Here is a 15,456-nt window from a genome sequence, read left to right as displayed (position 1 = left end):
CACTATAGCTCTGGCGCCCAGTTTCGGGCCATAGGGGGAAGACATGGAAAGGTCGTTTGAGGAAGGGACGGTCGCCGCCCCGGAGAGCGGGTCTGTGCTCCGGGAGCGAGGCTCGCTGATTGACAAGGTCAATCGGGCCCGCCTGGAGCTGCTCGACCTGTCGACCCGCAATCGATTGCTTAACGTCCCCCGGTCCGGCCACGCCAAGACGGTTGAAGTGGTCAATGAGCTCGCACGAGCGATGTATCAGACGCTCGTCATCGACGGAAAACGCTTCACCTTTGTTGCTGGTAGGGCTGATCCAAAGACGGCCGTAGACGATACCGTTGGCGAGGAAAGCGAACAGTCCGACTTAGCCAGCCTCGTCCAGGTCAACGCTATTGATGCGGAAGCCGACCTCGCGCTTCTCGAGGATGAGCCGGACGACCTTGAGCTTTTGGCGCAGCCCAACCTGGAGCTGGACGAACAGGGACGCCGTGTCAGCTACTGGGACGCACAGTTGATGACGCGCTTGACGCCGACCGGCCTCCAGAAGCGGCTTTTAGACCTCTACGTCGACGCCCGCACGCTTCAGGAAGAGCAGGGCATCAACGTGCTCTTTCTCGGTATTGGCTACCTTAAATGGCGAGCGCCGACCACGCCTAAGATCGACCGATATGCTCCCCTCGTGCTGGTGCCAGTTGCCTTGGAGCGCAGCAATGCGGGCGAGAAATTTCACCTTCGATGGCAGGGTGACGAGATTGTTGCCAACCTCTCGCTCCAGCTCTTCTTGCAACGTCAGTTTGAGATGAAGCTCCCCGAGATCGATGAGTTCGAAAGCCTCGACATCGATGACTACTTGTCCAAGGTGGCCGCCCTGATTGAGGGCAAGCCCGACTGGGCAGTTGTGCCGGACGATGCGGTCCTGGGCCTATTCTCGTTTGCTAAGTTCATGATGTATCGGGATCTGGACCCCGTGAGTTGGGAGCAGTCTGGTGGCCTGGAAGCGCTCCCCGCACTTCGTGGCGTAGTTTCGGACGGCTTCCCCGGCGCGGCTATTTCGACGAACGATGAGGACATTGACGCTACTGTTAGCCCGGAGCATATGCGCCATGTCGTCGACAGCGACAGCTCCCAGTCCCTCGTCGTCCATGATGTGCTTAAGGGGCGGAGCATCGTGGTCCAAGGGCCGCCGGGCACCGGCAAGTCCCAGACCATCGCCAACATTATTGCTGGGGCGATTGCCGAGAAGAAGCGCGTGTTGTTCGTGGCGGAGAAGCTGGCGGCGCTGGAAGTTGTGAAGAGGCGCTTAGACCAAGTTCGCCTTGGCGCCGCGTGTCTTGAGCTTCACAGCAACAAGGCGAACAAGCGAGCCCTGCTCGAAGAACTGCGACTGACATGGAATTTGAGCCCACTGGCCGATGAGGACAGCGGCCCGATCGTTCGTCAGCTCACTGAGCGACGCGATTTGCTTAACGCCCATGCCTTGCGCCTACATCAAGAACTGCTGCCGTCGAAACTGACGCCCTACGAAGTATTCGGCAACCTTGTTCGGCTGCGTCGGGAGGGGCATGTCACGGCACGCATCCGACTCGATTCGCCGCTCGAGTGGGCGTGGGACAGAGTGGGAGAAAACCAGAAGCTGCTTCAGGATCTGTGTGACCGTGTCCTCACCATGGGCATCCCCGACCAGCACGCCTGGGCCGGTGTGGAGAATGAGGCGCTCCTGCCGAACGATCGGGACCGGTTGATTCGGGAGATCGCTGACCTCGCCAATAAGCTGGAGGACTGGAGGCAACGCGCCGTTGCGCTGACAGGCATGCTTGATCTTCAGTTCTCCGACCGCCTCGACGCGCCACAAGCCGGAATCGACCGAGCCAAGATTCTGCTGACGGCACCGCGCCTCGGGTCCGATGCACTCGCAGACGCCTCGTGGGAGGCGCCTGCAGGCCCCGAAAGCCTCATCGAAGACGTCCGGCGGGCGCAGGAGCTGCGCCAAACTTGTAACGAGTTTGCATGCGAATCCGCACTTGAACAGGAGTGGGGGCAGACTAGGCGAGACTTGTCGAATGTTCCTGGAGACTTCGTCCTGGGCAAGGAACTGTCTGCGATGCGCGATGCGCACCAGAAGCTGTCGGGCATGGCTTCTGACCTAGCCCGGCTAGCCCAACTGGTAGGGGAGCAGCGACCGCTGACATTTGAGGTAATGGCTCATGTCTGCGCGCTCGCGGAGCGCGCTAGCTCAGCGCCGCAGATCGATCGCGATGCTCTAGTTGCCCGTATTTGGGAGCGAGGCGTTGACTCGGTCCAGAACCTGGTTGATTGGGTGCAGCAAGTCCAGACGGCCCGCCGTGAACTCAGCGGGGTGTTCCGCGAGTCTGCCTGGTCCGCTGACCTTGAGGACGCCCGGCTGCAAATCGCAAGCCGCACTGGCAGTTTCTTCCGCTTTGTAAGCGGCGAGTGGCGCGCCGCGAATCGGCTGGTCCGCGCGCAGCTCCGAAATCCCAAGCTGCCGGCTGATCAGTTGCTTCCAGAATTGGACAAACTCCTTGACGCACAGGCAGCGCTTCGTCGGGTCGAGGAGGGCAATGCTCAGGGCGAGGAGGCATTCGGTGCTAACTGGGAGCGTGATCGCTCTGATACCGCTTTCTTGAGGGGCGTCGTAGCTTGGATGCGCGGTATGCGCCCGCTCGGGCTGGGCGCTCGCGAGCAAGTCGCTGCTATTGGTGACAGGGGGTTAGCGGCTGAGTTGGCGGCTCGTTTGATCCCCGGGCTTGCCGAAGTCCAGGCCCTATTGTCTCCCATACACGAATCACTGCTCACTAGCGGGCAGATGCTGTGGAGCGCGGTAGAGTCCTCGCTTCCGAGGGTTCCGCTGCTTCGATTGTTGGACGACACGGCCCCGTTCGGGCAGGCCATTTTGGTGTGCGATTCGCTGAATGGCGCCAAGGCGTTGACCGTGTCACTGGCCCTCGAACGCATCGACGCTCTCACCAGCACTCAGGCAGCACTTGCCGCACTTGCTCAAATCGACCCGCAAGGAGAAGCCTCGTTCGGTGACCTGTGGTTTGGCCTCGCCTCGGACGCTGCTGCGCTCCAAGAAGCCTGTCTCTGGATGACTACCCATACTGACTTGAGGGTGCTGGCCTCGCGGACTGCTGACCCCCAGCAGAAGCTCGAGCAGGCGACAAATCAGCTTGAGGAAGCTGAAAGGCTGGGCATCAAGCTTTCTGAGCTATTCACTGCCCTGCGATTTGCGGGCAACGACGAGCTCGCATCGGATACCGCTGAGGTCTCCGTAAATGTCGCGATAGTCCAGCTCAAAGCGTGGGAAGCAAATCCGGAAGGCCTCCCGCAATGGGTTGCTTATATCGCTCAAGCAAATGTGGCCGAACGACGTGGACTGAAGAACTTCGTCGATGGGCTGGCGACCGGCTCGCTGGCTCCCGATGAGGCTCGCGGCACGTTCGATCTAGCCTATTACGAGGCGGTTCTGTCGGCAATGGTGGCCCGGGACCCGGAGCTGGCGACGTTCGACGGCAAAAAGCAGACCGAGATTGTCGAGTCGTTCTGCGAGCTGGACCGAAGCCGCATTGACCTGGCTCGGCGGCAGGTTTCGCGCTCGCATCGCGAACGAATCCCATCGAAGAGCGGGGCCGCGGGCCCTGTGGCGGTGATTCTCGGCGAGATGGCGAAGAAGAGAAGCCACCTCCCTATTCGCCAACTGATGGTGTCGGCGGCGCCTGCCATCCAGGCACTCAAGCCAGTCTTCATGATGAGTCCGCTGTCGGTGGCGCAGTTTTTGCCGCCCGGCGCGGTGGAATTCGATCTTTTGGTCATCGACGAGGCAAGCCAGGTCCAGCCAATCGATGCCTTGGGTGCTATTGCCCGTGCGAAGCAACTGGTCATCGTGGGGGACGAGCGTCAATTGCCCCCCACGCGGTTCTTCTCAAGAGCGTTGGGCGATTCGTCCACACCGTTGGATGACTCCGCAGCGCCTGCCGACGTGGAGAGTATCTTGGGCCTGTGCTTGGCGCGTGGGTTGCCGGATCGAATGCTCCAGTGGCACTACCGAAGCCGCCACCAGTCTCTAATCGCGGTTTCCAACAGTCAGTTCTACGAGAACAAGCTGCTGATCGTGCCAAGCCCCTACACGAGTGAGGCGGGAGTGGGTCTGCGGTTTCACCACTTGCCAGACGCCGTTTATGACCGGGGCGGGACCAGCACCAACGCGCGTGAAGCGAGGACGGTTGCCATGGCCGTTATTGCTCACGCACAAGCGACACCGCATCTTACCTTGGGGGCTGCCGCTTTCTCGACCCAGCAGCGGCGCGCAATCTTCGACGAAGTGGAACTGCTGCGTCGCCAACATCCTGAAACCGAAGGCTTCTTCACGGCACATGCCCATGAGCCTTTCTTCGTCAAAAGTCTCGAGAACATTCAGGGCGACGAACGCGATGTCATCTTTATCTCTATCGGCTATGGCCGAGATGCGCGCGGCGGCGTGAGTATGAACTTCGGTCCGGTCAGCAGCGAAGGCGGCGAACGCCGTCTCAACGTGCTCATCAGTCGCGCCAAACAGCGATGTGAGGTCTTTTCGTCCATCACCGATGAAGACATCGATCTCAGTCGAGGCAAGGGTAAGGGCACGGCTGCACTCAAACTGTTCTTGCACTATGCCCGCACGGGGCGTCTCCATATCGCAAACGAAGCTGTCGAGGAGCGCAAGAAGACGTTTGAGCAGGAGGTTGCCAAAGCGCTCATCGCTCGTGGCTACGACCTTCATATGCATGTGGGCGTGGCCGGGTTCTTCGTTGACATCGCCATCGCCGATCCGGAGAAGCCAGGACGCTACGTCATTGGTATCGAATGCGACGGAGACTCCTACCGGAAGTCCAATGGTGCACGCGATAGAGACCGTCTACGTGACCAGGCGCTACGCGACAAGGGCTGGCAAGTCCACAGGGTGTGGAGTGCCGAATGGTTCCTGAGGCCGGCCGCAGAGCTTGATGCCTTGGTGCGCGTCATCGAGCGCTCAAAACTGGAGCCGGATCCCTTTGAGGCGGAGACGGTCTCTCGATCGCGCGCCGTTCCAATAAACATCGAGAGCGTGGACCACGACGATTTCGTCGAGGTGGGTCTGGTCAGCTCTGACGAGTTACCCAACACCGATCCTTACGTGGAAGCCAACTTCGCGGTGCCCAGCCAGCAACAGGAGCTGCATGCAGTTCCTGCGATGCGGATGGCAGGTTTTGTGCGGGACTTGGTTCACATCGAGGGCCCAATCCATCGGTCAGAGGTCGTCGTGCGCATTCGTTCGCTATGGGGCTTGCAACGGGCAGGAGGGCGCATCCAGAGCGCGGTCGATGAGGGCATCAGGCGGGCCGTCGAAGACGGTCTGGTGCTGCAGAATGGCGAGTTTCTGCTATGGCCTGGACGCGCTATTCGAGTGCGGGACAGAAGCGGCGTTCAGTCCCTGAGCCTGCGGCGTCCCGAGTTGCTTCCACCCATGGAGATGGATGTCGCGATTTTGGAGCTGGTGCGCGAGAACCTGGGCGCGACATTGGACGAAGTCGCGCTCCACGTGTCGCGCCGGCTGGGCTTCCGAACCACGAGCGCGCAGTTGCGTGCGGCTCTGGTGGGTCGGACCGAATCACTTTTGGCGCGTGGTGCCTTGGATTTGCGAAATGGATTGGTGGTTGAGCGGCCTGTTCAGGAGTGATGGTGCATGGCCTCGGTTCGCCGTGAGAAAGCGGGCTTGCTCCTATCACCGCAAAATTCACAGCAAGCCCGATTTGGCTGGCCGGTCCAGTTCTCGAAGCATCTAGGCGGAGAGAGCGGCCAAGAAGCTGGCCGCCGAGGCGTCACTGAAATTCGGATGCATACAAGCTGCATGGAGTTGAGAACGGTTCCATACAATCAAAGGAGTTCCAATGCGCAACTGCGGCGGTCATTACCTTACTCATTGAGGCTATGGCCATAGATCATGGTTGAGGTTGTTTATTCGCCACTCGTCGATGCCACGCCCTGTCGCCGTCGAGGGCACCTCAATGTTACTGATGTGTAAAGCGGCACGAGCCGCAGTCCCAAGTGCCGGATGCAGTGGAGCCGGGCCGCTATGATCGAGGACACACCGACAGAAAACCTGCCGGTCATGCCCTATGCAACGATTTGAATGGGTCGGGTCAAGCGTGATCCGATTCCAATCTCTCCGCCAGATACACAAGACGCTCCGAAAGGGGCGTTTTGCGTATCTGGCGGAGTGAGGTGGGCGCCGAAGCAGCGCAGGTTCGACCGATTGGCCTGGAGCGAATCCAGACAGCCGAGTGGCTGGCCCTGGAGCGCATAGCGCGGAAGGGTTCGCTGCATGGATGCACCAACAATCCCACCCAGGAAATCCTAAGTCCATGAAGCCCCGAAAGGGACGTTCTTCATACGGTGCCATCACCCTTGAACCCCGGCGGCAGCTCCAACCCATGCCCCCTGAGCATGGTCTGTATCAACGCCCGCACCTCATCCTTCTCCGCCTGCCCGCACTCGTCCAGGATCTCTTCCGCCAGCACCTCGAACTGGGGCCAGAACTGCGCCGGATGGCGCACGCGCGCCACCCAGTGGTGCAGCATTTCTGCCAGCGCATCAAGCTGCACCTGCACTTCTGGCCGCAGGCTCATCCCGAGGATGAACCCAGGTCGAGCGCGACGTGGTAGCAATGTCCGTCGTCGCGAATCTGGACGGTGAGGCCCGGCTGCAAAACGCCATCCACATGCAGCGTAGGGGCACCCTGCGCAGTACGGGTCACCACGAACTCATACAGGCTGCGCCCGAAGCGGTAGCTCAGTTCGAACGACTGCCAGTGATCGGGCAGGCAGGGTTCAAGCGAAAGACGATCGCCGTCGCGACGGATGCCGAGCAGGGACTCTATCAGCAGGCGATACATCCACCCGGCCGACCCGGTGTACCACGTCCATCCGCCTCGTCCGACATGCGGGGACACGGCGTAGACATCGGCGGCCAACACGTAGGGTTCAACGCGGTAGGTCTGGACCGCCGCCGCGTCCAGCGCGTGGTTCAGAGGGTTGATCATGCCGGCCAGCTCCCAGGCACGCACCGCATCTCCCTGCTGTGCGAACGCCATCGCTGCCCACACCGCCGCGTGGGTGTACTGGCCGCCATTCTCGCGCACGCCCGGTACGTAACCCCGAATGTAGCCGGGGTCCTCCGTGGTCTGGTCGAAGGGCGGGTCGAGGAGCTGGATCAGCTTGGCGTCCTTTCGCACCAGATGCGTGTACAGCGAATCCAGTGCCTGGCTGGCACGCTCGGGCGCGGCGACGCCCGACAGCACCGACCAGCTCTGGGATATCGAATCGATGCGGCATTCCTGATTCTGTGACGAGCCCAACGGGGCGCCGTTGTCGAACCAGGCGCGGCGATACCACGCGCCGTCCCAGGCATGCTGTTCCAGGTTCTGGCGCAGGCGTTCGGCCTGTTCTTCGCACCATTGCGCACGGGAGGCATCGCCACGGGCGTTGGCCAGCCCGATGAAGCGGCGAAGCGTGTCATGCAGGAAGAAGCCGAGCCACACACTTTCACCGCGCTGCTGGTCGCCGACGCGGTTCATGCCATCGTTCCAGTCGCCGCTGCCCATCAACGGAAGCCCACGTTCGCCGAGCAACCGGCACCCGCGCTCCAGTGCAACGACGCAGTGCGCATACAGTGTGCCGCGCTGTGCCGAAAGGGTAGGCATGTCGTAGTAGCCTTCCTCTTCGGCTGTCACCGCGCGCCCCTCGATGAAGCCGACCACTTCATCCAGCACGCTGGCGTCGCCGGTGACCTCCAGGTAGCGGCATGCGCCCTGGGGCAGCCACAGGTAATCGTCCGAGCAGCGCGTACGCACGCCTCGACCCTGCGGAGGGTGCCACCAGTGCATCACATCGCCTTCGGTGAACTGGTGTGCGGCGCAGAGCAGCAGATGTTCGCGGGTCAGGTCCGGGCGCGCGTGTACCAAAGCGAGCGCGTCCTGCAACTGGTCGCGGAAGCCGAACGCGCCGCCGGACTGGTAGTAGCCACTGCGTGCCAGGTAGCGGCAGCCCAGGGTCTGGTAGACCAGCCAGCCATTGGCCAGTGCGTCCAACGCCGGGTCCGGGGTGCGTACCTGCACCGTGGCCAGTACGTTGCGCCAGTGGATGCGCACGGCGTCCAGCGCATCGATGGCTTCCTGATTGCCCTGGCGGCTGCGTGCCAACGCCAGCGTTTCCTCGCGGTCGCGCCCCGCGCCAAGCCGGAACGTGGTTTCACTGCGCTCGCCCGGCGCCAGCTCCAGCGGCACCTGGATCGCCGCGCAGGGATCCAGGCCGGCACCGGCCCGTGCATCCAGGCGCTCGCGACGCAGCGCCGCAGGTGCGTGCAATCCGCCGTTGCGGCCGATGAACTCCAGGCGGTCACAGGTCCAGCCACAGCCCTCGGCATCGGTGTCGAAGAAGGCCATCCGGCCGCCGAACTCGGTGCTGTAACTGTTGCGCGCCAGCAGCGCTCCGGTCTGCGGGTCGCGTTCGGTAACCACGTGCATGCGCGACTTCGGGCGCAGGTCACCCATGACCCACTCAACGTAGCCGATGGCCGACAGCCGCCGTGGCCGGCCCGAGAGGTTGTGCAACCGCAGGACCGAGAACTTCAGCGGCGCGGTGACATCGACGAAGACCCACAACTCGCTGGCGATGCCGTCTTCGATATGCTCGTACACCGTGTAGCCGAAGCCGTGGCGGGTACGGTACGCACCGGTGCCCCGGCATGGCAGCGGCATCGGCGACCAGACACGGCCGCTGTCCTCGTCGCGCACGTAGAAGGCTTCGCCGCCCGTGTCGGACACCGGGTCGTTGAGCCAGGGCGTCAAGCGGAACTCGTGTGCATTTTCGAACCACGTGTAGCCCGGCGCGCTCTCGCTGACGACCGTGCCCAGGCGGGCATTCGCGATCACGTTCGCCCACGGCGCCGGGGTCGGGGCGCCTTCGCGCAGCACCACGACGTACTCGCGGCCGTCCTCGCTGAAACTACCGGTGCCGTTGTCGAACCGGCCGACGCCGCGGTACGGAAGGAACGGCCATGGATCGTCCACCTCTTCGTCGTGCTCGACGCCCGGGGGCAGCCCGGGTTCGGGGCCCGGCTCGGCGACGACGGGCAGCCCGGGCGTCGCGTCCATCGCCAGTGCCAGCTCCTGCTGCTCCGCCTGCGGCACCAGGGCCGGAATGCGCCGGACAGGCAGCGGCTGGCGTCCGACCTGCGCGGCCAGCGTGCCGTCCTCGTCGCTGATCACCACCCGTGCCACCGCCTGCAGCAGAATGCGGTCCTCATGACTCATGTTCTGCACCGGCCGCACGAAAATGCCGCCGGGGCGATCCAGCAGGCCCGTCTCCGAACTGGCGGCCACCATCCCCAGGATCTGGTCCTGCAGTTCCTGCCGATAGCCGGCCTTGCTGTCGTTCCAGATCACCAGGTCGGTGTTGAGGCCCTTCTGGCGCCAATACGCGTGCGCCTGCACCAGTTGCCGGACCAGTTCCACGTTCTCCGCATCGGTGACCTTGAGCAGGACGATGGGCAGGTCGCCGGAGATGGCATGGCCCCACAGTCCGGATTGTCCTCGCTGGTTCTGCTGGAGGACGGCGGCGCCCGCGCGCAGCAGCGGATTGGCATACAGCACGTGGCTGGCCAGGCGCTCGTACAGCGAGGCTTCGGCCTGGCTGGCGTTGATCTGGCGGCGCACCACCTGGCTGTGCGTCCAGGCCAGGTCGAAGACGCGGTCGGCCAGTCGGCGGTCACGGTATTTGTCTACCAAAGCCTCGCAACCAGGGCGATCGACGCCGATGCCGAACACCATGTCCAGCTGCACGGTCTGCTCGGGCTGAAGCACCACGCGGACGCGGATCGCCACGATCGGGTCGAGCACCGAACCGTCCGTTCCGGAGAGCTCGGCATCGGTGGTCAGCGCCTGCGGCGTCCGCGGCGTGTTGCCACGCCCGAGGAAGCGCGCACGGTCGGTTTCGTAGGAGATCGCCACCACCGCAGCGTCATGCACCGCGACCAGATGGAACATCCACGGCGGCACTTCATCGTGTGAACGGGGCCGGCGCGTGCACAGCACGGCCTGCTTGGCGGCCAGGATCTCGCTCTGCACGAAGAGGTTGCTGAAGGCCGGGTGCGCGTCGTCGGATGCGGCGGGGGCCAATACCACTTCGGCATAGGTGGTGATCTCCACCGTGCGCTGGCGACGGCCGCGGTTGGTCAGGCGCAGGCGCCTGAGCTCGATGTCGTCCTCAGCGGAGATGGCGACCTGCAGATGGCTTTCGCAGCCGCGGCGCGTACCGCGGAACTCTGCCTTGGCGTCGGAGAAGATCGCTTCATAGTTGTCCACCGGCACGCAGGTGGGCTGGTAGGCGGCAGACCAGAACTCGCCGCTGTCCACGTCGCGCAGGTAGCAGAACGACCCCCAGGCATCGGTGGTGCCGTCTTCGCGCCAGCGGGTGAGCGACAGGTCGCCGTGGCGGCTGTAGCCGCTGCCGGCATGGGTCAGCATGCCGTGGAAGCGCCCGTTGGAGAGCAGCTGCACTTCCGGGCGCGGGCCGCCCGGGTCGCGCAGGACGCGCAGGGAGGTCTCGTGCTCGGCCATGGCGGAGTGCTCGCCCAGGGCTTCGACTTCATGCGGATGGAACAGGCCGATGCGCGGGATGCGTTCCTGCAGCAGCAGCAAGGTGGCCTGGAACTCGGTATCGGCAACGAAACGGCGCTGCATCGGCTGGTCGCGCAGCAGGTAATCCAGCGACAGCAGGCCCATGCCCTGGTGGTGGGCCATGAACGAACGCAGCAGCACGTGATCCTGCCCCGGCGGCACCCGGGCGGGGGTGTAGTCGATCGCTTCGTACATGCCAAAGCGCCCGGTGAACCCAAGGCCTTCGAGTACCTGGAGGTTCTGGCACGCCGCCTCCGGTGCCACCATCAGCGCCATCATGCTGGCATAGGGCGCGATCACCCGATCCTGCCCCAGGCCGCGCTTGAGTCCCAACCCGGGCACACCAAACGCGCGGTATTGGTAGTTGAGGCGGGCATCCACCGCGTTATAGCCGGACTCGGACACGCCCCACGGCAGGTTCAAGCTACGGCCGTAGACGATCTGCGCCTCGACCGCATGGCGCGCAGTCTGGTCGAGCAGCGTGTCGGGATAGCTGGGCATCACCAACTGCGGCATGAGGTACTCGAACATCGAGCCACTCCATGACAACAGCGTCGGCGTGCCGTTGACCTCGGTGAGCATCCGACCAAGCGCGAACCAGCTCTCCTGCGACAGCTGCCCCTGGGCAATGGCGACGAAGGCGCACAGCCGCGCTTCGGAGGCCAGCAGGTCGTAGAAGCTGTTGTCGAGGCGGTGGTCGTCGACGTTGTAACCGATCGAGAGCAGGTTGCGGGTACGGTAAAACAGGAACCCGTATTCCATCAGCGAGAACTGCCCGGCACGGTGCGCCAGCGCCTGCAGCTGCTCGATGCGCGCGCGCGCGTCCGCACCGGCGGAGCCGGGCAGGGCGGCCAGCTGGCGCAGGCTGGGCACCGCTGCCTCGCCGTCCATTGCGGCATCGGCAGGGAGGTCGGCGAGCGTCGCGTGGGCGGCATGGCATTCGGCAGCGAACAGGGCCGGCCAGTGCAGTTCACCTTCCTCCGGCGACGCCGGTGGCGGCCACTGCGCCAGCACGGCATCGGCCAGACTGGTGAGCTCCTGCAACCGGGCGAGCAGCTGTGCCGCCCCACTCGGGGGGTCCGTACGCGTTGCCGCCAGACGCTGGCGAAGGTGGTTGAGCGCCTCGCCCAGTAGTGCGTCAGCGGGGCGATGGCGCTGCCGTTCCTCTTCCAGCACGCCAAGCGTATCGGCCAGGCCGTCGAACGTGTGTGGCGCCAGTACCGGCGCGTCCACCAGCGCGAGCAGACCTTGCCGCAGGGTAAGCAGATGGCCGGCCAGGTTGCCGCTGTCCACGGTGGAGACGTAGCGCGGCTGCAGCGGCGCCAGGGTTTCGGTGTCGTACCAGTTCAGAAAGTGGCCGCGGTGGCGCGGAAGCTGGTCCAGCGTATCGAAGGTGAGCGCGGTACGTTCGGCGACCGCGCCCAGCTGCAGCCAGCCGAAATCCCACGCGGAGAGATTGGCCAGCAGGGACAGGCCGATGTTGGTCGGCGAGGTGCGCCGCGCCACCACCAGGGTCGGATGCTCCTGGATGTTGTCCGGTGGCAGCCAGTGATCCTGCTCGCGCACCCATGCCTGGAAGAACGACCAGGTGCGCCGCGCCAGCCGGCCCAGGAAGGCCCGCTGTGTCACGGAAAGTTCGGCCACGCTTGCAGCCGGCGGCCGGCCGAGCCACGCCATCAACGCGGGGGCGAAGGTCCACGCCAACAGCAGGGGCAGGGCGACAGGAAGCGCGTGCGGAGCCACAGTCGCCACGACCGCCGCCAGCGCAACCGCCAGCACCGACGCCGGCGCCATTACCCGCCATTCCGCGCTGCGGTCACTGCCGAGGCGGCGCTCGACTTCGCTGGAGGGGTTCCATTGCAGCAGGTGGCGGCGGGTGACAGTCATGCGCCAGAGCGTGCGCAGCACCGCGCCACCGGCCAGCAATGCTTCGTAGGGCAGACACGCGATCTGGGTGGCTGCGCGCAGCAACGACTGCAGCGTGCCGCGCCCGACCATGATGTAGTGCGCTTCCAGCGGGGTGTCGTCCGGAACGCTCAGCGCATCGCGCAGCATGCCGATCAGCGGCGGCGCGAACCACAGTGCCAGCACCCATGCCGTCCACGCAGCCGGGCTTTGGGCATACAGCCAACCGGCCACCAGCAAGACCAAGGCAGCGATCGGCACCAGGCTCCGGCGCAGGTTGTCCAGCAACTTGCCGCGCGAGAGCAGGCTGAGCCGGTTGCGTTCCCATCCCGATCCCGGGCGCGGTGTCCACGGCATCAACCAGGGCAACAGCTGCCAGTCGCCGCGGATCCAGCGCGCACGGCGCTTGGCGTCGGCGGCGTAGCGTTCGGGGTAGTCCTCGTACAGGCGCACGTCGCTGACCAGGCCGGCGCGTGCATAGCAGCCTTCCAGCAGATCATGGCTGAGGATGCGGTTCTCGGGCAGGCGGCCCTCGAGCGCATGCTCGAAGGCTTCGACGTCATAGATGCCTTTGCCCACGAATGAGCCTTCTTCGAACAGGTCCTGGTACACATCCGAGACCATGCGCGAGTACGGATCGATGCCGGGCTCGCTGCCGAACATCCTGGCAAACCGCGAGGTGCGGCGCGTGCCCAGGCTGGTGCCGACGCTGGGCTGCAGGATGCCGTAGCCCTCCACCACGCGTTGCAGGGCCGGATCGAAGCGCGGGCGGTTGAGCGGGTGCGCCAGGGTAGCGACGAAGGCGCGTGCAGCATCCCGCGGAAGTTGCGTGTCCGAATCCAGGGTGATGACGTAGCGCACGCCGATCAGGGCCGCCACGTCACCGACGGTCTGCATGAACGCGGTCGCATTGCCCTGGCGGAGCAGGGCATTGAGCGCTGCCAGCTTGCCGCGCTTGCGCTCGTGTCCCATCCACACCCCTTCGCCGGGGTTCCATTGCCTGGGGCGGTGCAGCAGGTAGAAGCGATCGCCGCGCTCGGCCGCGTAGCGTCGGTTCAATTCGTCGATCCGCTCCACGGCGTGTGCAAGCAGGGTGTCGTCGGTCGGCGTCTCGGCGGCCGCAGCGTCGAGAAAATCCGTCAGCAGCACGAAGCGCAGCTGGGGATCGCGGTTGGCCAGGAAGCGGACTTCCAGCGCTTCGGTGAGGACATCGATGCCGTCGATGCTGGACAGCATCGAGGGGACCGCGACCACGGTGGAGCAGGCCGCAGGGATGCCTTCGCTGAAATCGAGCTTGGGCAGCGGCCTTGGGTTGACCAGTACCGTCGCAGTCCAGTTCACCAGCACGATGCCCAGCTCGCTGAACACCAGCAGCCCGAGCAGCGCAGCCAGCCAGACCGGCGCCACACCACTGCCGCTGGCCAGCAGACCACCGGTGGCCAGCACCGCGAGCAGAGTGATTGGCAGCAGGTACAGCGACAGCGGTACGCGATGCGCCAGTCGCGGTGCCTTGCGGTGGCGTGGTGCAACCTCGGCCACCGCGTCAATGGTAGCGTTCACGCCATCGCCGACCAGCCAGTAGCCAACGTGCGTGCGCGGCCCGTCGAGCGGCGCAGCCCGCGCCAGGTCCAGCGCGATGGTCGCCACGCGTTCCTCCGCGACGCGACTACCGCGAGCGATCTTTTCCACGACATGGCGATAGGCGTCGCGGGTGCCGAAATCCATCTGCGCGTAGACGCCCATGGGGTCGTCGCGCAGCCGCTGCTCGACCACGCTCATATCTTCGACAAAGGTGCGCCAATCCATCGTGGAGAGAAAGCGCAGGCTGCCGATGCTGTTGCCGATGGAGACCTGGTCGGCCGCCTGCTGCTGTCCCTCGGCGGCGACCAGTTCCTCGATGCGCTGGCCCGCTGCGGCTGCCCATTGTTCCAGCCAGGCGACGGGCATGGCCCACGCGCCACCGCGCCCCTGCAGCGAGCGGGTCAGTTCGGCGATGAAGGCGCCGGTCAGAGGTGGCTGGGACCTCGCCATATCGGCCACCACCAGGACCACATCGGTAGGGGTGTCGGAGGCGGCGCGATTGAGGTTGTCCGCCCACTGCGCAGCCAGGCCACGGTCGGTCCCGTCGCGCATCACCCGCGCCGCCATGCGCCGGAGATTCTCCAGCAGTGCCAGCCGCAGCATGATGGGAACGGCCCACAGTTCGCCCAGGCTCAGCGGAGCGAGTGACTGGTAGGAGGTGATGAAGCGGCCCAGGGTGTCGGCGTCGATGCGGCCATCGCCGTGCGCGATGGCCTGCATCGACAGCTCATACACGCGCGGCAATCCGGCCGAGGGGCCAGCCACAAGCGAAGGCAACTGCCGGCTGTAACCACGCGGCAGGTGGCGTCGCGCGGTCTGGATCTGTTCTTCGATCAGGTAGTAGTTGTCGAGCAGCCATTCCCCGGCCGGGGTCACCGGCCGCTGTTCGCGCACCACGTTGCTGAGCAGCGTGTTGGCGTCTTCCAGGACACGTTCATTGGCCTGCAGGCGGCCGAGAAGGCGCTCTGCACCGGGCCGCATCCGCACGCGATGCTGGCGCGCAAGCGCGCGTCCGTAGACCTCCATCTGTTCAACGCTGTACAGCGCGGCACGCAGTGGGACCTCGGCGGCTTCGATGGCCGGGACCGAGGCTTGGTGCTCACGCCAGCGCCAACGGACCAGGCGACGCAGACGGAGCCAACGACCTAGAAGACGGCGAAAGTGGGGCATAGATTACCCATGAGGCAGGTCGCGATATGCATAGTTGCATTGCGGGTGCCGTGGTGGCTGTGAAGGCCGGCAACCGGAACACGTACATGGCTTGCCCGGCA

At 64.7% G+C, this 15,456-nt stretch carries 3 protein-coding genes; 1 reads left to right on the top strand and 2 read right to left on the bottom strand.

Annotation, left to right across the window (positions count from 1 at the left end; translation table 11 throughout):
* Nucleotides 1-43: 43 nt before the first annotated feature.
* On the top strand, nucleotides 44-5,701 hold the full coding sequence (locus ACI2JH_RS01465) for a DUF3320 domain-containing protein (RefSeq protein ID WP_404735220.1): 5,658 nt from the start codon (nucleotides 44-46) through the stop codon (nucleotides 5,699-5,701).
* A 709-nt stretch (nucleotides 5,702-6,410) separates the two neighbouring features.
* On the opposite strand, the gene ACI2JH_RS01460 is transcribed toward ACI2JH_RS01465, so the two are convergent.
* Nucleotides 6,411-6,650, bottom strand: a complete 240-nt coding sequence (locus tag ACI2JH_RS01460) for a hypothetical protein (RefSeq protein ID WP_404735219.1) — start codon at nucleotides 6,648-6,650, stop codon at nucleotides 6,411-6,413.
* A complete protein-coding gene (locus tag ACI2JH_RS01455; protein WP_404735218.1) occupies nucleotides 6,647-15,355 on the bottom strand; it encodes a GH36-type glycosyl hydrolase domain-containing protein in 8,709 nt (2,902 codons plus the stop codon). The genes ACI2JH_RS01460 and ACI2JH_RS01455 overlap by 4 nt, the downstream gene beginning before the upstream one ends.
* Nucleotides 15,356-15,456 lie beyond the last annotated feature (101 nt).

Origin of the sequence: Stenotrophomonas sp. NPDC078853 (assembly GCF_044901215.1) — a bacterium.
Classification (GTDB): domain Bacteria; phylum Pseudomonadota; class Gammaproteobacteria; order Xanthomonadales; family Xanthomonadaceae; genus Stenotrophomonas; species Stenotrophomonas lacuserhaii.
This window is presented reverse-complemented; position numbering and strand designations above follow the sequence as displayed.